Annotated in this window: 16 protein-coding genes and 2 pseudogenes; 10 read left to right on the plus strand and 8 right to left on the minus strand. The window is 64.0% G+C overall.

Translation table 11 applies throughout. The features are described 5' to 3' along the window. Nucleotides 1–46: 46 nt before the first annotated feature. The 5 genes from Pla108_RS19855 to Pla108_RS19875 all read right to left on the minus strand — a co-directional run bounded on the left by Pla108_RS19855 (nucleotide 47) and on the right by Pla108_RS19875 (nucleotide 6,711). Nucleotides 47–1,927, minus strand: a complete 1,881-nt coding sequence (locus tag Pla108_RS19855) for a dockerin type I domain-containing protein (protein WP_146446728.1) — start codon at nucleotides 1,925–1,927, stop codon at nucleotides 47–49. Between the two features lie 204 nt (nucleotides 1,928–2,131). After that, on the minus strand, nucleotides 2,132–3,097 hold the full coding sequence (locus Pla108_RS19860; protein WP_146446729.1) for a hypothetical protein: 966 nt from the start codon (nucleotides 3,095–3,097) through the stop codon (nucleotides 2,132–2,134). A 56-nt stretch (nucleotides 3,098–3,153) separates the two neighbouring features. Beyond that, nucleotides 3,154–4,080, minus strand: a complete 927-nt coding sequence (locus Pla108_RS19865; RefSeq protein ID WP_231934565.1) for a hypothetical protein — start codon at nucleotides 4,078–4,080, stop codon at nucleotides 3,154–3,156. A gap of 156 nt (nucleotides 4,081–4,236) precedes the next feature. Further along, entirely contained in the window at nucleotides 4,237–5,871 is a 1,635-nt protein-coding gene (locus Pla108_RS19870) for a sulfatase-like hydrolase/transferase (protein WP_146446731.1), read from the minus strand. 33 nt (nucleotides 5,872–5,904) lie between these two features. After that, nucleotides 5,905–6,711, minus strand: coding sequence for an IS5 family transposase (locus Pla108_RS19875; RefSeq protein ID WP_146446732.1), 807 nt, complete (start codon nucleotides 6,709–6,711; stop codon nucleotides 5,905–5,907). On the opposite strand from Pla108_RS19875, the gene Pla108_RS21705 reads away from it, so the two are divergent. After that, entirely contained in the window at nucleotides 6,642–7,307 is a 666-nt protein-coding gene (locus Pla108_RS21705) for a sulfatase-like hydrolase/transferase (protein WP_146446733.1), read from the plus strand. The genes Pla108_RS19875 and Pla108_RS21705 overlap by 70 nt on opposite strands. On the opposite strand, the pseudogene Pla108_RS19885 reads toward Pla108_RS21705, so the two are convergent. After that, nucleotides 7,276–7,935 (minus strand): annotated as a pseudogene (locus tag Pla108_RS19885) (sulfatase-like hydrolase/transferase); the annotation flags it as partial. The gene Pla108_RS21705 and the pseudogene Pla108_RS19885 overlap by 32 nt on opposite strands. 66 nt (nucleotides 7,936–8,001) lie before the next feature. After that, on the minus strand, nucleotides 8,002–9,381 hold the full coding sequence (locus tag Pla108_RS19890) for a sulfatase family protein (protein WP_146446735.1): 1,380 nt from the start codon (nucleotides 9,379–9,381) through the stop codon (nucleotides 8,002–8,004). Nucleotides 9,382–10,194: 813 nt separating this feature from the next. Here Pla108_RS19890 and Pla108_RS19895 point away from each other — a divergent pair. The 9 genes and pseudogenes from Pla108_RS19895 to Pla108_RS19935 all read left to right on the plus strand — a co-directional run bounded on the left by Pla108_RS19895 (nucleotide 10,195) and on the right by Pla108_RS19935 (nucleotide 22,306). Beyond that, the gene (locus Pla108_RS19895; protein WP_197526740.1) at nucleotides 10,195–11,505 is read left to right on the plus strand and encodes a LamG-like jellyroll fold domain-containing protein; all 1,311 of its coding nucleotides are present in this window, start codon (nucleotides 10,195–10,197) and stop codon (nucleotides 11,503–11,505) included. A gap of 142 nt (nucleotides 11,506–11,647) precedes the next feature. Continuing rightward, nucleotides 11,648–12,727 (plus strand): DUF1559 family PulG-like putative transporter, encoded by a 1,080-nt coding sequence (locus tag Pla108_RS19900; RefSeq protein WP_197526741.1) that lies wholly within the window; start codon nucleotides 11,648–11,650, stop codon nucleotides 12,725–12,727. Between the two features lie 150 nt (nucleotides 12,728–12,877). Beyond that, nucleotides 12,878–14,239: pseudogene (locus tag Pla108_RS19905) on the plus strand (sulfatase family protein). 24 nt (nucleotides 14,240–14,263) lie between these two features. Continuing rightward, a complete protein-coding gene (locus Pla108_RS19910) occupies nucleotides 14,264–14,455 on the plus strand; it encodes a hypothetical protein (RefSeq protein WP_146446737.1) in 192 nt (63 codons plus the stop codon). Nucleotides 14,456–15,258: 803 nt separating this feature from the next. Further along, nucleotides 15,259–16,332 (plus strand): hypothetical protein, encoded by a 1,074-nt coding sequence (locus tag Pla108_RS19915; protein WP_146446738.1) that lies wholly within the window; start codon nucleotides 15,259–15,261, stop codon nucleotides 16,330–16,332. Nucleotides 16,333–16,437: 105 nt separating this feature from the next. Further along, complete coding sequence (locus Pla108_RS19920) at nucleotides 16,438–18,960, plus strand: TolB family protein (RefSeq protein ID WP_146446739.1); 2,523 nt, start codon at nucleotides 16,438–16,440, stop codon at nucleotides 18,958–18,960. A gap of 49 nt (nucleotides 18,961–19,009) precedes the next feature. Then, a complete protein-coding gene (locus tag Pla108_RS19925) occupies nucleotides 19,010–20,104 on the plus strand; it encodes a DUF1559 domain-containing protein (RefSeq protein ID WP_146446746.1) in 1,095 nt (364 codons plus the stop codon). Further along, entirely contained in the window at nucleotides 20,101–21,396 is a 1,296-nt protein-coding gene (locus Pla108_RS19930; protein ID WP_146446740.1) for a hypothetical protein, read from the plus strand. The genes Pla108_RS19925 and Pla108_RS19930 overlap by 4 nt, the downstream gene beginning before the upstream one ends. Before the next feature lie 580 nt (nucleotides 21,397–21,976). Continuing rightward, nucleotides 21,977–22,306 carry a rhodanese-like domain-containing protein gene (locus tag Pla108_RS19935; RefSeq protein WP_146446741.1) on the plus strand — a complete coding sequence of 110 codons (330 nt, stop codon included), beginning with the start codon at nucleotides 21,977–21,979 and terminating at the stop codon, nucleotides 22,304–22,306. A gap of 152 nt (nucleotides 22,307–22,458) precedes the next feature. Here Pla108_RS19935 and Pla108_RS21710 read toward each other — a convergent pair whose 3' ends face one another. After that, on the minus strand, nucleotides 22,459–22,947 hold the full coding sequence (locus Pla108_RS21710; RefSeq protein ID WP_390616121.1) for a transketolase C-terminal domain-containing protein: 489 nt from the start codon (nucleotides 22,945–22,947) through the stop codon (nucleotides 22,459–22,461). Nucleotides 22,948–22,979 lie beyond the last annotated feature (32 nt).

The raw sequence follows: 22,979 nt of genomic DNA on the forward strand, positions 1-22,979 counted from the left end.
GGGGGCCGGGCATCCAGAAGACGCCCGGCCCCGACTAAGTCTCTTCTCAGCGTGCCCGCACGGGGCAAAGCTGCCGACGCGGAAACAACGCCAACAAACCAACTAGCAGCGACGCCAGCGACGCCGGTTCGGGGACGCCGGCGGCCGTCGCGGTGCTGATGGCGCCGTAGTTGGACGACCAAATCGAGTAGTCGGCGCCGTTGACCGCGCCATCGCCGTTGGCGTCACCCTGAGCGAAAGTGGCGCCACTCGCGACGCCGTCGTTGTCACGCCACACCGTGTAGTCGGCCGCGTTGACGACGCCATCGTTGTTGAAGTCGGGGAGCACGCCCGAAAGGTACTCGACATACCCCTGCAGACGCTCCCCGGTCGGGGACTCGTAGTAGAACTCCAAGTCGCGCGTGTTGAGCGACGTGTTATAGACAGCGCCTAGCGAGACCGCCGCGCCGCCCGCGGCGAACGTCGATGCGTCCTGCAGATACGACTCGCTCAAGAGCGACGACGACTGCACGCCATTCAGTTCCCAGCCGTTGCCTGTTCCGTTGCCGACAGGGAAACCCGCCGCGCCGCCAAGACCGTCGAAGACGCCGACAACCAGACCGGATCCGGCGCTTTGCACCTCGTAGAAGTCGAGCGAGTTGGCGACGTCGCCCCCCGCGATCGACGCAACGCCGGTCGCCGTATTGACCTGCAAGCGGAGGGGGTTGATCGCCGCGTTGGTGACGGACTCAACCACAAAGTTGTCGAACTGGACGGCGGTCCCGTCACGCGAGTCGAGGCCAATGTAGTTCGACATGTCCTCGCTCCACTTGAACGCACCAAAGCCTTGCGACGCGCCGTCGAAGAACACCTCGTAAGCGACCGAGTCACCTTGGGCGAAGCCCGTGGTCGCGAAGGTCGCCGAGAGCGTCCCCGTTTTGGCGCCGACAGCGGCGGTGCGGTAGCCGGACGTGCCCGGCGCCACGGCTCCGGCCCCCCAGGCAAGCGTGCTGTTGCCCCGGATGCCGAACCAGAAGTCCGAGACGGCGTTGTTCGCGAAGAACGCGGGGTCATTGAAGACGTTGGTCATTTTGGCGTCGTTGGCGGCTCCGTTGACGGAATCCCCCGAGGCGTTGGCCTCCGCTTGCGACATGCCAATCGCAAAGGCGCCCCCCTGCCCCGTCCCCGTCCCGGCGAAGCCGGCGACTTGCACCGAAACTCGGAACCCGCCGTCGGCCAGGATCGATCCGTTCGTGAAGTTGTGGTTGACGTACGCGTTTGACGTGCCGGCCCCGACCGCTAGCTGAAGCTGGTTCGCCAGGATCTGTGTGCCGCCGCCGTTTGTCGCGTCGGCGTCAAGCGGCCCGGGATCGTTCGCCGGGTCAATGTGCGGCGTCGAGTAGACGCCATCCACCGGGAGCGCCGAGCCGGCGCCGTTGCTAATGCCCGAAAGGACGGCGTCGATGTTGCGGCTGTCCGGCCGGTCAAATGTGTCGCTGAACAGGTTGATCGCACTCGCTTCTTGCGAAGTCACGCCGAAGCAGCAGACGCCCAGCAACAGCGCGGCGAGGCAGCGGCCTAACGAACGCCGGCTCCCCAAGACAACGATCCCCGCGAGGACGAGGCACGCCGAGGTCGGCTCGGGGACCGCCAGCAGCGCGGCGAAACTGCCGAGGCCGTTGTCGGATTCGTAGAGCGTCTTGAACTGGCGGAAGTCCGTGCTATCGACGCGTCCGTCGGAGTTCAGGTCGCCGGCCAGGTAGGCCTGGATCGGCTGCAGCGCCGAGACGTCGGAAATCAGGCCGCTACGCACATTGGCCCAATCGGTTGAGTCGACGATGCCGTTGGCGTTGTAGTCGGCCAATCCCAGGGGCTGACCGCCGTTGCCGGTGTACCGAACGATGACGGGGATATCGTTGCCGGCGGCGTCACGGACCTCTACCAGCACATCCTCGAAGGGGCTGGGAATCCAGGCGTTCCCCAGGTTGATCTCGTCGCTCGCCGACCCGACCGCGCCGAGCGTGTACTCGCCGAGGGTCGCCTCGGACAGGTCGGTGGTGCTGCTCGGTGCGGTCAGCTTGATCCAGTCGTCGTTGGTGTCGAGATTCTGCGTCTCAATCGTCGACCAGCCGGCTTGGCTGAAACCGCCCGCCTAACTGGTGAGTGAGTAGATCGTCATCGAGAGTGGTTGATTGGTCTCGTTGAGTAGCGTGATGTTGCCGGTCTCTCGGTCGATCGTGATCGCGGGCGTCGCGGGGGGCGCCGAAGTCATCACGTTGAAGTTGTCGAACGAGACGGCGGCGCCGTCGCGGCCGTCGATGCCGATGTAGTTTTGGTTGGACTCGCTCCAGGCGAACGATCCGACGCCGCGGGAGACGCCGTCAAAGAAGACCTCGTAGTTGACGGTGGAGCCCGCGTTGAAGCTGCTCACGCCAAAGTTCGCGGAGATCGTGCCGGTCTTCGAGCCGACCGCCACGGCGTTGAAGCCCGGGTCTCCCGGCTGGACGGCGCCGTTGCCCCAAGTGAGCACGCCGTCGCCACGGACGCCGACCCAGAAGTCGGAGATGACGTCGAGGTAGTCGCCGAGGAAGGCGTTGGTGAACTTGGCGTTGTTCGGGTCGGCGCCGAAGGCGTCGCCCGCCAGCAGGGCGTCGGCCTGCGACATGCCGATCGCGAATCCACCGCCCTGTCCGTTGCCGTTCCCACCGTAACCGAGCACGTCGAGCGACACCGTGAAGGCGCCGTCGGACAGGATCGAGGCGTTCGTGAAGTTGTGATTCACAAAGGCGTTTGACGTTCCCGCGCCAACCGCAAGCAGCAGTTGATTGCTGAGGATCCGGGCGCCGCCGCCGTTAGTAGCCATGCCGTCTTGTGGGCCGGGGTCGTTGGCGGGGTCAAGAAACGGATGGGTATAGACCCCATCGGCCGGCAGCGCTGTCCCGGTGTTGTTCGTAATGCCGGTGAGATCGGCGTCGATGTTCCGACTATCCGCACGATTGAACGTGTCGGAGAACAGAACGACAGCGGGGGCGGTCGAGGCGCCGGTCACCAAGGCAAAGATCGCCGAGGCAAAGATCGCCGAGGCATGGGCAAGATTAGATCGGATTGAACGGTTCATTTGTGCGAAGTCCCTAGCGACGAGGTGGGCTCTCAGACGGTTATGGCAAATGTCAGCTACGCGGCCCGCCACCCACGGCGGGAGGCGAGGATCACAGACGCTCCGGCGATCAACACCAGCGCGGTTGGCTCGGGGATCGTCGTCACGGCAAAGTTGTCGAACGTGACAGCGGCGCCGTCACGCGAATCGATGCCGATGTAATTGGCGTTAGAGTCGCTCCATGTGAACGCTCCCGTTCCTTGGGAGACGCCGTTGTAGAAGACCTCGTAGCCGACGCTCGCGCCGGCGTCGAAGCTGTCGACCGTGAACGTGGCGGCGATCGTGCCGGTCTTCGCCTCGACGTCGGAGACAAAGAACGACGTGCCCAGATCGGCGATCCCTACGGGTCCGTGGCCCCAGGCGAGCTCCTGGTTGGCGTCGCCCCGCAGCCCGATCCAGAAGTCGGAGATCGTGTCGGCGAATTGCTGCGGGAAGGCGTTAGTAAACTTGGCGTTGCTCGGATCGCCGCTGAAGGCGTCGTCGGAGTCGGCCGCTTCTGTCAGCGACATGCCAATGGCGAAGGCGCCCCCCTGCCCCTCGCTCGTGCCGGAGTAGCCGAGCACGTCCAGCATGACGGTGAAGCCGCCGGCGGCGAGGATTTCGGGATTGATGAAGTTGTGATTCACGAAGGCGTTGGAGGTTCCTGGACCGACCGCAAGTTGGAGCTGATTGCTAAGAATCCGCGTGCCGCCGCCGTTGGTTGCGTCGCCGTCTTCAGGGCCGGGATCGTTCGCCGGGTCAACCCACGGGGTCGAGTAGACCGCGTCCGCCGGCAAGACGGTTCCGGTGTTGTTACGGATGCCGCTAAGCGACGCGTCGAGGTTACGAGAATCGGCTCGATCGAAGCTGTCCGCAAACAAAGTCAGGGCCGACACGTCGGCGACTTGGGCGGATAGCCCGAGCAAGAGACCGACAACCAAGCGTCGGAGTGTTTTCGTGGTCATCATTAGTCGTGTATCCAAGAGGTGCCGAGAAGAGAGTCGCGATAGAAGAGAGGCGGCGTCGGTGGCTTTGATCGAGCGTTGTCGACGCACTAACTAACGCTCCATAAAGACCTGCGGTGAGGGAGGGTTTTGTGGATTGAAGTTGGCGCCTCAGGCTCAGTGGGATCGGTGTTGGCGTCTCGACCTGCGTTGGCGTGTCGCGGCGCAGACCGCAGCGGCCGCCATTACCAACGACGAAGGCTCGGGCACGCCAAGCGACTTGACGAAGCTGTCGAACACAGCCTGCTGTCCGCCGAGTTGGAAAGCCCGGCGCGCTAGGACGAAGTCATCGACATTGGTGACGCCGTCGAGGTTGATGTCGCCACGTGCGAACGATCCGTTGCTGCCTAAGGCGTCCGATTCGAGCCAGCCTGCTTGGAAGGCGCCCAAGTCGGAGGCGTCGAGCACGCCGTCCTTGTTGAAATCGGCGGCCGACCAGGTGAGCACGCTCGAGACGTCGTTCTGATACGCCCAACGCTCGTACCCCGCCACCATCTTGGCGAACTGGGCGGCAAACACAGGGTCGTCGGAGAGGTCGTCAGACTCGGTAGGGTCTTCGCCCAGGTTGTAGAGCTCCCATTCGTTGGCGCCGGCGCCGCCCGGTTGGGTGCTGCCGAAGTTCGACGAGACGAGCTTCCAGTCCCCCAGCCGATAAGCCCGGTTCCCTTCGTGCTCCCAACCAAGCTCGCGATCGCCAAGCGGCTGGCCCGTGGTGAGGAATCCGGCGAGGCTCTCGCTCAGCGTGCCGGTGGTCTTGTAGGTGGCGCCCGAGAGGTCGGTCCACTCGGAAGGCATCTCCTCACCGGCGATCGCTAAGAGCGTCGGCATGAGATCGCGGATGTCCGAGACCTGGCTGCTGATCTGGCCGACGAGCGACTCGTCGAGACCGTCCTTCCACTGGATGATGGCGGGCGATCGGATGCCGCCCTCGTGCGTGTAGTGCTTGTAGTTCCGGAACGGCGTGGCGCCGACATTCGCCCAGCCCGTGCCGTAGAAAATGTGATCGTCGACCCCCGCCGTGGTGGTCCCCATGCTGTCGAGAGCCGCCCCGGTCCGGGGGGCCTCGTTTGCGTCGAAGCCGTACTCGTGCCACTCGCCGTCGGCTCCGTTGTCGCTCATGAACACAATCATCGTGTTGTCGAGCTCGCCGTTCACCTCGAGGTCAGACAGCACGCGGCCGATGCTGTAGTCGATCCGTTCCACCATCGCGGAATAGATCGCCATCCGCCTCGCCAGGTCGGCCTGTCGGGCCGGGTCAAGAGAATCCCACGCCCGTATCTGATGGAGCGCCTCGCCGTGTCCGGTGTTGGCGACATCGCCGCGGAGCGTCAAAGCAACGTCTTCGTCGATCAGGCCCAGCTGCTGCATCCGATCGAGCCGGTCGTCGCGGATCTGGTCCCAGCCGGCCTCGTACCGGCTCACTAGCGGATCGACCCACTCGTCTCGGACCTGCAGAGGAAAGTGGGGAGCGCCGTAGGCGACATAGGTGAAGAACGGCTCGTTCGTTCCCTCGGCGGCGTTGCGTTGCCGGTTGTTCTCTAGGAAATCGAGCGTGTAGTCGGTGATCGCGTCGGTCTGATAGAACGTGCCGGGCTGATCTCCACCCGAGCTCGTGGTGTATGACCGCTCGTCGACCTCATCCGAGAGCAACCGATAGCTGCCCTGGAAGTTGTCTTGGCTGTGGTTTTCGGTGAATCCCCAGAAGCTGTCGAAGCCGCGAACGCGGGGGTCACGGACGTGTCCGCCGGGGATCGACCCGAAGTTCTCGGTGTTGCCTAAGAGGCCCTAACAATAGTCCCAATCCAGGGCGCGGAAGCGGATGACGGCTTGAGCGAGCAAGAGGAAGGCTTCTTGGATGTCGTCGCGTCGGTCGTAGCGGGTCTTGAGGCGGCGGAACTGGTGCAGCCAACTGAGGGCCCGCTCGGCCACCCAGCGGTGGACGCCCAGCCCGCTGCCGTGCTCGATCTGGCGACGCGTCAAGTGGGGCTCGATCCCTGGCTCACGCAACGCCTGGCGGTGCTTGTCCGAATCGTAGCCCCGGTCGGCGTACACGAGGTCGGGCCGGTGACGCGGGTGGCCCGGCTTGCCGGCGATCGGCGGAGTCTCGTCCAACAGCGGCAGCAACTGCGTGATGTCGTTCCGATTCGCCGCGGTGAGCGTCGTGTTGAGCGGGAGACCGTTGCCGTCGGTCACGACGTGGCGCTTGCTGCCCGGCTTGCGTCGGTCGGTCGGGTTGGGGCCGGTCTTTTCGCCACCCCCCATAGCGCGAGACGACGCGCTGTCGATAGCCGCCCGCGAGAAGTCGATCCGATCCGCCCCACGCAGTTCGTCGAGTAAGACCCGCACCAACGCGTCCCAAACGCCTTCTTCTTGCCAGTCACGCAGGCGTCGCCAACACGTCATCCCCGAGCCGCACCCCATCTCGCAGGGGAGGTCTTCCCAAGCGATCCCGGTCTTCAGGACGAACAAGATGCCCGTCAACACGCTACGGTACTCCAAGCGGGGGCGTCCCCCGTCCGGTTGTGGCGGCGGCTCGGGCAGGAGCGGTTCGATTCGTTCCCAGAGTTCGTCTGGCAGCAGCGGCTTGGCCATGTCGGGCCCTCCTTGTTGCGGGTCCATCACCCGAACCTATCCTTCCCGATCCCAGCCGTCGTTCACGTCCCATCCCACAACTTCCAAAAGCCACGCCGTGCTGCTACCACATCTTCCGCCACGCTAAGCTAGCGGACAGTTCTGTTAGGGCCTCTAAGTACGCGGGACGTTACAAGGAGGGGTGGGATTCGCTCCGTGAGGAGCGTTTCCGTCGCCAAGAGGAACTAGGCGTCTTCGATGCCGAGACCCCACTAGGGCCCCTGCCTGCCAAGCGACCCGTCTGGGACAGCCTTTCGGCGAGCGACCAGGACTTTGAAGCGTCGAAGATGGCGGTCCACGCGGCGATGGTCGACCGCGTCGACCAGGGCCTCGGCAAGGTTGTCGACCAACTAAGGAAGAACGGACAGCTCGACAATACCGTGCTGGTCTTCATCTCCGACAACGGCGCCTCGCCGGAGATCCCTGGAGGGCCCGGGTACGACCGCAACAGCGGCACCCGCGACGGCCAAACGGCGCTGCGTGACCACGACCTACGCGAGCCGGAAAACCGCAGCAAGCTCGGCTCGGACGGTCATCCGCCTCGGTCGCTTCGGTGACGTAGCGGCACGCTTCGTCGGTAAAGGCGTCCGTGGCGTAGAAGTCGTCGCCGGGTACTTCCCGTTCATTCCCGCGGGTAAGCCCGCGATTGCCGCCGGGGTGGAAGTAGTTAAAGGCGCCACTCAAACCACCGTAGTAGCGATCAAAACCTCGTTGGAGCGGCCATGTCGATCGGTCCTCAACGCCAAGATGCCACTTGCCGGTCATAAACGTATGGTACCCGGCCGCCCGCAAGACCTCGGCAATCGTGACGCAGTTGTCGCTGAGATAACCCTGGTAGGCGCCTTGGACATCGAGCGGCTCATTCGGAGGCGCCGTCATGTGGCCGATGCCGACCTGGTGCGGGTGCAGACCCGTCATGAGGCTCGCCCGCGTGGGGCAGCAACGGCCGCTGTTGTAGAACTGCGTGAAGCGCAGGCCGTCGGCCGCAAGCCGGTCGAGGTTGGGCGTTTGGACCTCGCTGCCGTAGCAACCGATGTCTGAGTAGCCCATATCATCGACGAGGATGAGGACGATGTTGGGCCGCTGATCCGCCAAGGCCGACCAAGACGCCGACGCGCACCCGGCGGCGATCGCCAAGCAGCACAAGACATGGATTCCCACCAATCGGCGACGGCTCGGTTGCATGGAGAGATAGAGGGGTCGAGATTGCGGAACGATGAGGTATCTGGGGGCCGGCCTGTATCGTAGTCCCTAATTCCGTGCGCGGGCGGCGGCGCGGGCCGCTGGGTTGCCGTTGAGCATCCGGCTGAGGGCGGCCGCCTCGGTCGCCGGCCCCTCGTCCCCCTGGCTCTCCATCCACGCCGCGAGACGCTCTCGCAGCTCGGCGAGCCGCTCGGCTTGGCCTGGGTCGTCGGCCAAGTTTCGGAGCTCGTAGGGGTCCTCGTCGGTGTCGAAGAGTTCGAACTCGGGCGGTTGGTGGAATCGCTCAATGATTGCCGCGGCGTCATCGTCTCCTGCCTCCGCCGCGCGCCGCCAGTCGGCGAAGTAACGCGTCTTGCTGATGCCGTTGTCGAAGCGTGCCGACGGGCCAAGATTGTGGATAAGATGGTAACGCTCGGAACGGACCGACCGCCTGCCGTAGAGGCCGTCGAAGGCATAGATTCCGTTCGAGGTTTGGACGCCGAACACATGCTCCTTGTGGCGGTCCACTTCGCCTCGCAGCAGAGGGACCAAGCTTTTCCCTTCGAGTTCGGCGGGAAGAGTTCCTTCCGCCATTTCGATGAACGTCGGCGCCACGTCGACGTACTCGACGAGGGCGTCACTCTCGCTGCCAAGCTTCACGTGTCCGGGCCAGCGGACCATCATGGCCGACCTCAGCCCGGCGTCGTAGCACGTCCACTTCGCGAAGGGGAACCCGTTCCCCTGTTCGGAGAGCACCACGACGACCGTGTTCTCCACCAGCCCGTGCTTTTCAAGCAGAGTCAGTGTCCTCCCGACCTGGGAGTCGAAGTAGGTGATCTCGGCGAGGTACTTGGAGTAGGCCTTACGGAGCGCCGGGCTGTCCTGCCTGTAGGGAGGAAGCTCAAGACTTCGTGGTGGATACGCCGAGGCGTCTCCCTTGTTCCAAGGGCTATGGGGCTCGTTCGAACAAACGAAAAGACACAACGGTTGACCACCCGCAGAGCATTCGCTCATGAGGTTGTCGATAGCGGCGAAGTCCGGATTAGCGCCGCCAGAGTACTCGAACGGGAAGGCTTCTAGCGGGGCGATGTGCCGCTTGCCGGAGAGGGCGACCCGGTATCCTAGATCGCCGAGATAGTGACCGAGGCTCTTGACCCCGTCTCGGACAAAGGTGTGGTTCGGATAGGCGCCGCTCCGGACCGGGTAGAGGCCGGTCAAGAGGTTGTGCCTCGTCGGCGAGCACATCGGCGCCGCTTGAAAGCATCGCGTTAGCCGCATCCCTTCCGAACAGAAGCGGTCCAGATGCGGCGTGTGGGCCTGCCCGCCATAGCACCCGAGGTCGCGCCAGGTGCAGTCGTCGGCAAGGATGAGAACGAGGTTCGGCCGACCCACCGCCGTGCCCGCCAATCCCACGACAGCGAGGGCGGCAAAGAAACGGAGACGGGCCATACGACAACCGGAGGCGTGGGGGAGAAGACGAGCGGCGCTCTGCAAAGGCCGCGGGCCAGCCGCAACGCCGAGGGCGTCGCAGGGGGCATTCTCTATACCAATCGAGCATGAGAAATCTGAGCGGCAAATTGAAGGCCCTCGACGATCTGCCGCTAAAGCAGAGGCCGCCCCCCCCTGGCCGACTGGTTGTGCCGACTGGTTGTGCCGACTGGTTGTGCCGACTGGTTCCGGCGACGGACCGTCAACCGCTCCTGTGACCCCGCCCCAAGCGGAGGCGGCCGGACCATTACGCCTCTGAACCGGGTGGCGGCGTCTTAGCCAGAGAATCCTGCTTTTTGGTCTTTTTTCGAATCATATTACCGCCGCTACCGGGGTCCTATTCTACGGGTGGAGAGAGGCTGCGACGGCCATCCGACGTTAGGGGCGTCTTATCAGGCCTCCGGTCTCTCTTGTCGCGGCGTTCCACACGCTAGTTCCTTTTCCCACGACTTGTCGACGGATCGTAAGGGGGGCAAACGCCCCTGCGGTGCACCTGCAATCGGCTCCCTTTTGGCTGGTTCCAGGCTCCTGGCTCGCTGCGTGGCGGCTTTCTCTATGAGAAAACCTCGCCTCGGCAGCCTTGGGAGCGTACTGCGGGCGTCAATCACGTCCACCCATCGACTTCAGCGACACCGACAATCCTTTTCCCAACAGGCTTGGCGAGTAACTCGGGCGGCCACAACTGCGCTAGCAATCTGAGATCGAGTCGGGTGACGAGCCCGGCTCGCCGCTGCCAAGCCAACGACCGACAACGGGCCCATGCACCAACAACCGATGAGCAAGCTTTCCCTCCCCGTCATGCTCGGGGCCTTCGTGGTGTCGGGCGTTCTGCTGCCTTGCGACGACGCCGAGGGCGCCTACACGCTCGACCGCTGGTATCAGATGGGCGACGACTTCCTGTTCTCCGGCGGTGGGAATGCCGAGAACGCTTCGAACGGGGCGCTGGTCGGTTCGGGCAACAGCCAGACGGGCGTTGGTGGTGGGCCCGCCACCTACGACAGCGCCGCCACGAACAACGACACCTTCCAGCCCCTCGCCGCGTTCGGTGCGACGGGCTTGCCGACCTATGCCCAGTACGGGGTTGGTGGCAATCCGGCCGCCCCTGTACCCGGCGCCGCTTCGATGAATCAGTTCGGGATCCGCTTCGACGGCATTGACGATTACCTCGCGGCAGTGAACCTCAACGACCCGTCGGTCGCGGCGCCAGGGTCGCTGGTCAGCTACAGCACCATTGATCGCGGCATGCAGTTGTGGGTCATGCCAACCAACCTCGACGGGGTCGCCGAGTACGTCATCGACGACGCCGACCAGCATGGTTTCAACATCACCACCGCCGGGGCGTGGATCGCTGAGACCCGAGAAGACCGCATCACGACGAACGTACCCGTGCAGCCAAACACCTGGGCCCACGTGATGCTCGTGCACGATTCGGTGGGGCTCCAAGCGTCGGTCATGTACGTCAACGGGCTGGCCATTTCATCGCAGCTTCCGCTCTACGACTCGACCAGTCCGGTCAACCTGCTCGTTGGCGCCAACGCCGAGGTCGACACCGGCGAGACCCAGGACCCGAACCTGCAAACACCGCCGGCCTTCTTCTCGGGTCTAATCGACGAAATCGAGCTCTTCGTAACCGACGACGGCGCGCTCTATGGGCAGTTTGATTACGCCCGTGACAACGGCTACTTCACCGACGTCTTCTTGCCGGCCCAAAGCGGGTACGGATTCACGCTGAACGCCTCGACGGGCCACAACTCTCAGCAGTGGGTGGCGGGCGACATCGACTTCGACGGCGACTTCGACCAGACCGACATCAACACCTTCATCACCGGCTGGCTTTCGAAGAAGGACGACCTGCCCGGATCGGGCCCGCAAGTGGGCGACTACCTGTCTTTGGCGTTGGGAGACCTGGACCTGGATGGCGACACCGACGCGAGCGATTGGGTGGTCCTGCGTGGCTTGGCCGCGGCTTCGACCTCCCATCTGACCGTGCCGCCAATCGCCTCGGTCCCCAAGCCTGTGACGGTTTGCCCCGCTCTACTCGGGTGCGCCCTCACGCCACTCCGCCGCCGACGAACGATCCGCTAACGACGAGCATAAGAGTAACTCGGCGAGATTTGACGCGCCGGTCACTTGAGACCGTACCGCGTACCGAATTGCAACGGCTGACGAGAACCGGTAAGCGGGGCAGCTCCCCCGCTGAAACCTCATGATCAAGAAGGATTCAGGAATGGAAGACCCCAGCCGCAAAGAATGCCACAACGCGTTCACCCCCGTCGAATTGCTGGTCGTCATCGCGATTATCGGCATCCTCGTCGCCCTGTTGCTCCCGGCGGTGCAGGCAGTTCGCGAAGCAGTCCGTCGCACGCAATGCACGAACAACCTCAAGCAGCAGATGCTCGCGTCGTTGAACTACGAGTCGGCGCGGGGAGAACTTCCTGCGGGGATTAACGTCTTCCAGAACTCGAACACCGACAACCCGATTCAGGTTCCGGGCGACACCAACTTTGTGGCCGTCTGGGCGACTTGGTACGTTGAGATCCTTCCCTACATCGAGAACCAGTCGCTAGAGAATCAGTTCGACAGCACGAAGCGGCTCGACGAATTGCCCAACCGGAATCTCATCACCCTCGAGTTGCCCGAGTTCATCTGCCCCTCGGATAGCCAGCCGAGCGGCTACAACCCCGATCCGACGGGCGCAATTCCTTTCGGGAGGTCGTCCTATCGCGCCAATTGCGGCGTGGCGCAAGGCGGAGATATATGGGGCCGTGTGCTCAGCGTCATCAACGGCGCGGGGGCCCCTACCGCCCTCTCCAACAACGCCAACGGCAAGCTGAAGCGTGGGCCGTTTACGACGGTGTACGAACCGCGCAACATGAACCGCGTGTCCCTGCAGAAGGTAGCCGACGGAACGAACAAGACGCTCGCGATCGGCGAGTACCACACCGCCAACGTGTTCTCGTCGACCAACACGGCCCTCTGGAACTACTCCGCCTGGGGGAGCTGGCGGGCCTATCCCGCGATGGCGGCCATCTTCTCGCCCAACTACTCGTCGAGTGTCTACCTCAAAGCCTTCGGGATCGCCGACTACGACGAGTGCCTCAAGAAGGGGATCAACGACCGCGCCTGCACCCACTCGTTCGCGTCGACGCACAGCGGCGGCGGGATCCAAGCGGCCTTCCTCGACGGCCACGTCGAGTTGCTGTCGACGGACACCGATATCTTCGTGCTCGAAGCGCTCGCGACGATCGCGGCCGGCGAGGCCGGCGCCGCTGTTGATCAGAGCGCCAACACGGGCGGCCCCTTCTAGTAGGGGAACGACCATCACAGGTTCTGGCGTAACGGAGCGGTGGGCTCTTCAAGAGCGCCCGCTCTTTTTCATTAGGGCGACGACACAACTGCCTACCGAAGTATGATGACGGCCTGCAACCTAACGACACGAATTCGGCCCGAGCACCTCATGACGCGATCGATCGCATCGACTCTGTTCCTACTGGGAGCGTTGCTTGCCCACGCCGGGGATCGCCCGAACATCGTGGTGTTCCTCTCCGACGATCACACCCTGCTCGATTCTTCGCTGTACGGATCGGACGAGATCGCCACGCCGAACATGGATCGCGTCGCGGCACAGGGAATGACGTTTGATCAAGCGTTCGTCGTCTCGCCGGCGTGCGCGCCAAGCCGGGCTGCGTTACTCACGGGCCTGATGCCCGCCCGCAACGGCGCCGAGGCGAACCACGTCAGGCCACGCAAAGCGGTGAAGCGACTTCCCGCCTACTTCCAAGAACTTGGCTACGAAGTCGTCTCGTTTGGAAAAGTTGCCCACTACAAACAGGTCCTTGAGTACGGGTTCGACCTCGCCAAGCACTTCAACTACCACGAAGACATCGCGTTAGGCGAAGCCGTCAAATGGCTCGAGGCCCGCGACAGCGACCGGCCACTCTGCCTGTTCATCGGAACAAATTGGCCGCACGTCCCCTGGCCGAAGCCGACCACGATCGGGCCCGACGACGTGCAGGTCCCCGACTAGCAAGTCGATACCCCCAAGACACGCCAGGCGCGGGCTCGCTACCTGCAAGCCGTCCGGGCGATGGACGATGAACTCGGCATGGCGTACGACGCCGCGATCGCCAAGCTCGGCGACGATGCGCTTTTCGTCCACACCAGCGACCACGGCGCCCAATGGCCCTTTGGCAAATGGAACCTCTACGACGACGGCATCCGCACGCCGCTCGTCGTGGCTTGGAAAGGCCGTGTTGCCGAAGGCGTCCGCACTGACGCGTTGGTCTCTTGGGTCGATCTCCTCCCAACGCTCATTGATGCGGCCGGGGGCGCCCCCCCCGAATCGCTCGATGGCCGATCTTTCCTCGCGGTTCTCACCGGCAATGCGAAAGAACATCGCGACGTGATCTACACCACCCACAGCGGAGACGGCAACTTCAACGTCTACCCCTCACGCAGCATCCGCGCCGGACAATACAAGTACATCCTCAACCTCCACCCCGAGTACCGCTTCCAGTCGCACGTGACGCTCGTCAAGAAAGACGGCGGCTACTGGCGGAGTTGGCAGCGCAAAGCAGAGCACGACGACGCCGCTGCCGAAAAGGTGCGCCGCTACCAAGAGCGTCCCGCCGAGGAACTTTACGACCTTCAAGCCGACCCCCACGAGACGCATAATCTGGCGGACGACCCGCTACTGGCGGATCGCCTTCACCGACTCCGCGAGCGACTTGAAGAGTGGATGGCGGCACAGGGCGATAAGCAGACCGTCTTCGGAACCCCGAATCCCCTCTCCGAGCCGGCAGGACTACCGCCAAAGTAGAGGCGACACACGAAGGACGTGTTGTTGACGGTAGGCCGTCGGGGCAAGGGGACCAAGGTCATGGGGTTCGCCGATGGCAACGGCATCTCCTACCGGGGCGCCGATAGCACCCCGCTGTGCAAGCGGTTCGCCGAACGCGGGATTGAATTGGTCTACCCGCACCGCAATGGCCATGTCGGCAAGAATGCGCAAGACGGACGGAGACTCAGGCGATAGCGGCGTCGCTGGAAGATCGAACGCGCCATCGCTTGGCTGCACGACTTCCGCCACACCGTCACCCGCTACGATGTCGGCGCCCGTCTCTACCAGGGCTTCGTTAAGCTAGCTTGCTTGATGATCTGCCTCAGCCGGTTGTGAAACTGCCTCGGGGGGTGATCCTCCCCGGTCTGGAAACGCGACCGACCAGCCTGAGCCGTGTTTTTCTGTCAGACGCCATCTTGAGGCGCAGCGACGCGCCACCAAATCACTTGAAATAAAGGAGCCGTGACGGGAATTGCCCCTTCCGGCTAGGCGATCCCCGCCGACGGGGGTCTCGACCCGCTGGATGAGTACTCGGTCGGTTCAGGGATCGATGACCGCGAGCACCGTGACCAGAACCGTGTCGCTGTCACGGCCTCTTCCCACAGGGTTGGCAATCGAACGGGACTCGGGGGCCGCCCTCGAAATCTGTTAAGAAAATGAGTGACAGCGGTATTGGCGACGCCTATAGTTCGGGCTAGGCCGATGGTTTAGCTCAGGCGGGCACGCCACGGTCACGACGGCTGGCGATCGCCGGTCGTCGACTACCGCTCGACGGAACAGCACCTCAGTGTTTCCGCCCTCCATTGCCGTTCCCCACGCCACGCCGTCCTCTGCGGCCGTTTGTGAGCCTCCCAGACTGCCCGACGGCCCCCCACTAAGGCAGACGGCCCCACATTAAGGCTCGTTATTTCTGCACGGACTTAGCCGGACTGCTGGTGAGCGTCCTCGATCCCGCAGCTGCTGCCGCTGCTCCCCTTCAGCCCTCGAGAATTGACCTCATGAATTTCAATCCGCTGCGTTTTGTCACGCCCGCGCTGGCGATGTTCCTACTTGCCACCGGCGCCGCCCACGCTCAGTACTACTTCGTGGGAGCCCTCGGGGGCGACTTCTTCGACGAGTTGAACTGGAACACCGCTGTCGACGGAACGGGTATGAGCCCCATCGGCGACCTGATTCCCAACAGCACAACGGGGGCGATCGCCCTGGACCTCATCATCGACGGCGATACCGTCGAGGCGAATGGCGAGGTCGATTTCGGCACGGGATCGCTCACGCTTCTCAGCGGCTCCATCCTGAACGTCACGGGCGCTGGGAACGACATCGACATCAACTCCGGCTCGACCTTCTCGATGACCGACTCGACGCTGACGGCTGACGCTATCATCCACTTCGAGGGTGTCAGCCTGTTCAACGGAGGCTCCGTGACGTCGAATGGAGACGACATCGCCTTCCAGGACAACTTCGTCAACCTGTCGATCGTCGGCACTTCGTTTACCGCGTTCGACAACATCTACTTCGACGGTTTCAACGGATCGATCAGCGGGGCCTCGTTTGTCTCCGGCGACCGGCTCGGCGTTAGGCAGAACGTCAATATCACCATGACCGACACCTTCATCGAACTCGAAGGGGGTCAGGGCGACATCGACGACGTGTTCGCCCTAGCGGGCGCGGGGTCGCAGCTCACCCTCGACGGCGCGTCGCTCTTAGTCGTTGACAGCGTCGAGGAAGGCGCCGACCTCGTTCTGCTCGGCACGACCATCGCCAGGATGGGGGCTGGCGGCGAGCGGATCGTCTTCCCGGACGAGCTAGTCCCGAACGATGACTCGACGATCACCGTCGGCTCCTACGGTGTTCGGCTGGAAGTCGTCACCAATATCCTCAACGACGCGACTCCGTTCTTGATCAACGGGTTCACCGGTTTGTCGTACCTCGACGACCCCAGCGCATGGAATGTATCCGACTGGAATGGCACCGACGCCGTGACGCTCTGGCTCGTCCCCGAGCCGACCGCTGCGACCGTCGCGCTGCTAGGGATCGCCGCGGTGGCCACCGGCCGCCGCCATCGGGGCTAAAACCAAAGCGGGCAGCCGCCGTGGGACGGACCCTCGGCGGCTGTCTCGCGCGCCCGTGGTTTCGACCCTGGCATTCCTTTGATTCTGCTCCGAAAGGCAAACGATATGAGAGGCGACTTGTGGCTGGCAGCGACCCTCGCCACGACGTGCGTGGCGGTGGCGTCGCCGGCCTTGGCGGTGCGGATCAGCACGAGCCCGGCGACGACCACCGAGTTGGAGTTCTCCAACATCGCCATCACGCCCGACGGCGCTACGATCATCGCGAACGGGGTGTTCTCTTCGGCGCTAGCGGCGAATGGCCGAGACCGGCTCTACCGACTTACGGTTCCGACCGACCTCGTCACGGGGACGGCGAACGTCACCCAGATCACGACGACAAACGCCGGCATCGTGTACGACACGGACTTCACCCCGGTCCTCACACCCGGGGGATCGGTGCTCGCCACGCACGACGCGCTCGGACAAACCAACCGCCTCTACACGGTCCCGCTAGCGGGCGAGGGCGGCGGCGCCCCCAACGGGTTCTTCAACCCCAACCCTAACCTCGTCTCGCCCGGCAACGGGAACTTCGCGCCGAAGTTCAGCCCGGACGGGTCCACCCTGTACTTCCTCAACAGCAACGCCGGTTTCGACGGGTCGGTCCCGGCGTTCCCCGGGTCGCCGGTGCCGTTCATCCCCCGTCCCGACTGGGACGTGCTCTACCGCATCCCGGCGGGCGGAGGGGCCGCGACGGCGGTGACGTCGTCGGTGGATGGCGACCTCGACCTCGGTTTCTTCGATCTCACGCCGAACGGCGCCACCGTGATCTACGCGCCGGACAACCCGGTCGTGAACGCGTCGAGCCGCGACAACATCCGTCCGAAGCTGTTCACCGTTCCCGCGGCCGGCGGGGTATCGGTTGAGGTGCCGATCACCGCTCCGGGGCACGACTTCACGATCACCAACCACCTGGCCGCCGGGCCCGACGGGCAGTCCGTGCTGTTCATCGCCGACTACCTCGAAGTCGGCAAGCAAGAGCTGTTCTCCCTGCCACTCACCGGCGGCGTGCCGGTCCGCTTAAACGACCCGCTACCTTTCGCGGGCGACGTCACTAGCTTTGCGGTCTCGCCCGACGGGCTGTCGGTCGCCTACGCGGCCGGACAGAACACGAGCGCCACCACCGAGCTGTTCTACAAGCCGATCGCGGGGGGGCCGAGTGTCCGAATCAGTGAACCCCCGCCATCGAACTCGGGGCAGTTTGACGTGAACACCTCCTTGGGCGAAGGCGACCAGTCGGTCTACGAAGGGGGCCAGATCGTCTTCGACCCCGACGGCTCGCGGGTCTTCTACCTTGGCGCCATGACGACGCCGGGCGTGGTCGACTTGTTCGCCGTCGATACAACCGAGAAGGCGGGCCTAGTTCCCTCGGTCTATACCTACACGGGCCCCGCGGCGGGCGACTTCTTCGACGAGTCCAATTGGACCGACGCCGACGGTGCACCCGCCCCATCGGACACGATCAATGCCGGGTCTGCGATCTATCACTCGCTGCTTATCGACGGGGCCTCGGTGACAACCTCCGGTGGGGAGATCGATTTTGGCTTCGGCGGCAGCTTGGAACTCACCCCCGGCTCGTTGCTGACGCTGCCCGACTTCGGCGGCCAACTCGACTTCAACCCCGGCTCGGGGCTCAAGCTGACCGACGCCAGCATTATCGCCAACGCCGACGTGATCCTCGAAGGGACGACCGTCCTCAACGGCGGCCTCCTCGAGTCGCAGGGAGACGACATCGAGTTCCAAGACCGCGCCGAGGTGTCCATCGTTGGCACCACGCTGCGGGCGTTCGACATCCTGGTGGTCGAAAACTCGGTGACCTCGGTCCAGGGGGCCACCTTCGAGTCCGGCGACCGCCTTAGCATGCGCTACGAGGTGGACTATGCCGTCACCGACACGGCGATCGTCCTGGAAAGCGGGCGGGCCGACATTGAAGACGGCTTTGCCGGCAACCGCGGCGAGGGGTCGAGGCTGATCCTCAAGGGCACATCAACACTGTTGGCCGACACGATCGAGGACGGCGTCGATCTAATCCTGGAAGACTCGGCCTCGGCGAGCCTGATCGACTCTGGCCCCACCGGCGGGTCCTCCCAGATGATCGACCCCGCCAACGGCGAGTCGCTCATAATCTTTAACTCGTACAGCGCCGAGTTGGTGGTCCGGAACGACTCCGAGTTCGACCCGCGGCAATATATCATCAACGGCTTCACGGGCCTTAGCTACTTGGACGATCCCAACGTGTGGAACGAGGCCGGTTGGGACGGCCTCAGCCCGCTCGCGTCGCTCCGACTGGCCTTGGCCGTCGCCCTGCCGGGCGACTACAACGACGACGGGCGCGTCGACGCGGCGGACTACACCGTTTGGCGTGACGCGTTGGACACATCGATCACTCTTCCGAACGACCTGACGCCCGGCTCGGTGTCGCCATCGGACTACGACGTCTGGGTGAACAACTACGGCACGGTCGGCAGTGTGGCGATCCCCGAACCGACCACGCTCACCTGCGCCCTTGCCGCGGCAATGGCGGCGCTGCGTCCGCGGCGCGAGCCGCGGGGCGGCGCTAGGCCGTCGAACGCGGTCAGGGAGTTGATCTGACTCTCATCAGATCTCGCATGGTAACTACCGTTTCTGCAGGAGGCTTTCCGTGAGTCGATCCCCCGAGCGAGGCCGTGACTGTCGCGCCTTCACCCTCGTCGAGCTGTTGGTGGTCATCGCCATTATCGGGGTCCTCGTTGCGTTGTTGCTCCCGGCGGTACAGGCTGCGCGCGAGGCAGCGCGACGGACCTCCTGCCGGAACAACCTCAAGCAGATCGGCATCGGCATGCAGAACGTGCATGACACCGAAGGGGCCCTCCCGCAGGGGGTCTACTCCGATCCGCAGAACGACGCCTCGATGGGCCTGACTTGGTGCACCCGCCTCCTGCCGTACATTGAGGAGCAAGCACGCTTCGACCTGATCGCGGATCACTTCCCCCCCGCCGTGCCGCCGTTCACAAATCACGCGAACGCTTGGGAGTACTACGACCACTTCAACTACGCCGATTCTCTAGGGCCTCCGGGAATCATCCCGACGAGTGACCAGCAGATACCGGCTTTGGTCTGCCCGTCTTCCGCCCTCCCGACGGTCGTGCCGGAGACGGTCAATCCTGAGGTGGTGCGCGGTCTAGCGACCATGTCGTACAAGGGCTCCAAAGGGGTCGGCCGCGCCGGGGTGCTGGTGCGTCCCGACCCAAGCGACGTTGGCCGCGTTCGCACGTACAAGCTCGACGACGGAAGCACGTTTTCGGTCACTCAGCCGCGTCGAGTCCGCTACAAGTTCAAGGACGTGACCGACGGGTTGTCGAAGACCGTCGTCGTCTGCGAGGCCGCCTACGGCATTGACGACGGGTCATTCGGCCCCCGGTGGCCGGTCTGGGTCGCGTCGCCCGGGCTCGATTGGGACGAGGCCGCCCTCTACAAGACCGACTTCTTCATCCAATGCGAGCTGTCGGACACGCGTGCGTACTACGAAGCGAACGACCCCTCGAACGTGGCCACCCGCGGGAAGCTGGAGGCCTACAACGACAGCCGCCAACCGGCCGACGTGAACGACTGCGCCTACGGCTGGCACCCCGGCGGCGTCCTCGCGGTGCTGCTAGACGGCTCGGTGCAGTTCCTCAGCCGCGATCTCGACCTCCGCACGCATATCTACTTGGGCCACCCCGCGGACGGTGAATTTGCCTCCGACTCCGGCTCATGAGGCGCACGACGACACTGCTACTGGTGCTCAGCGTGCTGGCCGGGGAGCGGGCCGTGGCCGTCTCGATCGTCCTGGACTACGCGCTCGATGCGCATAACGAGAACTGGTTCGACCCCTCGACCCCCGACGGCCGGGCCCGCCGCCTCGCGGTGAACGCGGCGGCCGACCTGCTTTCGGTCATCATCACCAATGACGACTGGGCCCCTCTGTCAAACTTCCGAGAGTCGATCACTTTCACCGACATCGCGGCCGCGACGATCCGCGATCTCGACGGCGGTACGCTGATCGGAACTCCCGAATCGGACGGCCGCGGCTACTCGTACAGCTCCTCCACGAACGACGTTGACACGACGAATCGTGGGTCGGTCGACGCCAACGAGTACGTCATCTATGTCGGGGCGTTCGCCTTCGACTCGGCGGCCACTGCCAACGCGAAGGCCGGGTGGGATAGCAACGACCGCCGGAACGCGGCCGGCGACGAGTTCAACACTTGGGGAGGACGCGTATATTTCAACACCGCGTACAACTGGTACGCGGGTCAAAACCCTGGCGCCAACCCCGTCGATAGCTACGGCATCCAGGACCCTGACAAGACCCCGACCGCCGACTCGTCGGCGGACAACTGGGAGTGGTCTGCGGCCGACGCCGCGTGGAAGGGGTTCGACCTTGCTTCGGTGGACCCCTCCGCCGGCTCGGCCCGCGACCTTTATGGAACCGCGCTGCACGAACTGATGCACGCCCTGGGGGCGACCTCGACCGTGATCGAGGACTATGTGGGAGTCAATCTCGCCGGCGACTTCGTCGGAACGGCCCTCACGGCCGAGCACGGCGGCCCTGTCCCAGGTGATGGGGGTCATTTTGCGGAGGACACCCAGTCAGTGGTTTGGGCGTCGGAAGGTGTCGTCTCCGAAACGCTGCTCGACCCTAATTCCCGGCTGGGCGTCCGCAAGCACCTGACGCGCCTCGACGCGGCGTTGCTCACCGACCTGGGCTACCAGGTCGAAGGGGCGTACCCCGACGGCTTCCTTCACGGTGACTACAACGACGACGGCCTCGTCAATGCGGCCGACTACACCGTGTGGCGTGACGCCGAAGCTGGCTCCACGACGCTTGCGAACGACCCTTCTTTCACCGAAATCAATCTCGACGACCTGCTCGCCTGGCAGGATCGATACGGACACTCGGCCATAGCCTTGACCGTCCCGGTCCCTTCCGGGGCCCTCATCGCACTACCGCCACTCGCCGCGTTGATCCGCAGGCGTCGTTTCGACGGGAACAAGGCTTGCCACTAGCCGTGGCGGTTTGGCCCCAAAGCCCTCAAGGTAACAAGGCACACCCGCGAGCTTCTACAACGACGTGTCCCCCCAGACGCGCGCCAGCACTAGGTCGCGTTGACATTCCCACGGCGACGTAGTCGCGATCATCCCCCCCTTCTTCAGTGGGACGCCGCTTCACCGGATATGTGGTGGAGGGTGCTGAAGCGGGCCCAGCGACGCCAGATCATCCTCTACGACCGCCCGAGGTCGTCTTCATTCTTGGTACAGGAGCGACCACGCTTCAAGTTGAGCGGGCACCCGACAGACGTCGCGCCCATCAACCACCCCGCTATCAGGCCCCAACGGATGGGGTTCCAAGTAGCGGCGGATAAAGACGGTCTGGCGAAGAAAGAGGTTTGCTTGGCCGATTGACGACGATTCACCCGTCCATTCAGGCGTCGGCCGCTGCACCGTTTGGCAGACAGCCCGCGGGTTGGAAGCCGCCTACGGGCGCGCCGCTCGCCTGGAACGTCGTTTGCACACTTGTCTAGGGTCGCCGTGTTGGCGGCCTTACGCCCAAGCAATAACAGAATGATCCTAGCAAGAGGAGAAGATCATGCGCTCTATCACCGCGGTAAAGCTCGCCGAAATGCGGCAGAACAATCAAAAGTTCTTGCTGGTGAACACGCTCCCTAGCGAGAACTTCGAGGCGACCAAGATCGATGGGGCCGTCAACATTCCGCAGTACCATAGCGACTTCGCCAAACAGGTCGAAGAAAAGGCGGGCGGCAAATCGCAGCCCGTTGTCGTTTATTGCGCAAGCGCCTCGTGCGATTCTTCGGAAAAGGCCGCCGAGAAGCTAGACGACGCCGGCTTCGATCACGTGCTGGACTTCACGGACGGGGCCGAAGGATGGAAGGAACTCGAAACGGCGAGCACTCTGTGAGGTGAGCGTGAGCTGAGCTTCTCGACGCCGCGAGGTAGCCTCTATCCGGTAGCATGCCAGCCAGTGAGATCGGCGGTTGACCCCGCCGGTCTCTTACCTCTTACTTGGAGGTGTTCAGAAGGCAAAGGTAGCGAGGGCGTCGAACCGCTGGCCTAGCGATACGACGGCTGCAGTGCTCGTACTAAGTTGGAAACGGAGCCCACGATGGCCTTCGCAGAGATCCCCTCGTCCGTGCGAAGAACTTCCGGGTCGCCGCTACGTGGCCGGTGGCTGACGGCCAATTTGAAAACCGGGATGGGGTGGTCTGACAGAGCAGAAGCGACGGCCTCGCCGATGCCTCCCTCGGGGTAGTGATCCTCGATCGTGACGACAAATCCCGTCGCGTCCGCGGCTTCGTGAAGCGTTTGGCTGTCTAGCGGTTTGACGCTATATAGGTCGACCACACGCATGGTGACGCCTTGTTCGGCTAGTTCCTCGTACGCCTTAAGGGCCTCGTGGAGCGTCACTCCCGCGGACACAAGCACTCCATCGTCGTGCGGCGATTCACGGTGTGATCGGCAGTCGAAAAGTGCAGCGCCCGGCGGGCCCCGGTGGCGCCCGAATTGTGCAGCGCGCAGCTGTGCCGAGTGAGCCGTTAGCAGGAAGCTGAGAGGCCGTGGGGCGGGGGCGAAGC

This window comes from Botrimarina colliarenosi, from assembly GCF_007859955.1.
Classification (GTDB): domain Bacteria; phylum Planctomycetota; class Planctomycetia; order Pirellulales; family Lacipirellulaceae; genus Botrimarina; species Botrimarina colliarenosi.

Coding starts and splice junctions, on each gene's coding strand:
- Pla108_RS19935 (WP_146446741.1), top strand. CDS start 21,977: ATGCGCTCTATCACCGCGGTAAAGCTCGCCGAAATGCGGCAGAACAAT.
- Pla108_RS19875 (WP_146446732.1), bottom strand. CDS start 6,711: ATGGCCAAGCCGCTGCTGCCAGACGAACTCTGGGAACGAATCGAACCG.
- Pla108_RS19890 (WP_146446735.1), bottom strand. CDS start 9,381: ATGGCCCGTCTCCGTTTCTTTGCCGCCCTCGCTGTCGTGGGATTGGCG.
- Pla108_RS19915 (WP_146446738.1), top strand. CDS start 15,259: ATGAATTTCAATCCGCTGCGTTTTGTCACGCCCGCGCTGGCGATGTTC.
- Pla108_RS19920 (WP_146446739.1), top strand. CDS start 16,438: ATGAGAGGCGACTTGTGGCTGGCAGCGACCCTCGCCACGACGTGCGTG.
- Pla108_RS19860 (WP_146446729.1), bottom strand. CDS start 3,097: ATGAACCGTTCAATCCGATCTAATCTTGCCCATGCCTCGGCGATCTTT.
- Pla108_RS19865 (WP_231934565.1), bottom strand. CDS start 4,080: ATGACCACGAAAACACTCCGACGCTTGGTTGTCGGTCTCTTGCTCGGG.
- Pla108_RS19900 (WP_197526741.1), top strand. CDS start 11,648: ATGGAAGACCCCAGCCGCAAAGAATGCCACAACGCGTTCACCCCCGTC.
- Pla108_RS19930 (WP_146446740.1), top strand. CDS start 20,101: ATGAGGCGCACGACGACACTGCTACTGGTGCTCAGCGTGCTGGCCGGG.
- Pla108_RS19895 (WP_197526740.1), top strand. CDS start 10,195: ATGAGCAAGCTTTCCCTCCCCGTCATGCTCGGGGCCTTCGTGGTGTCG.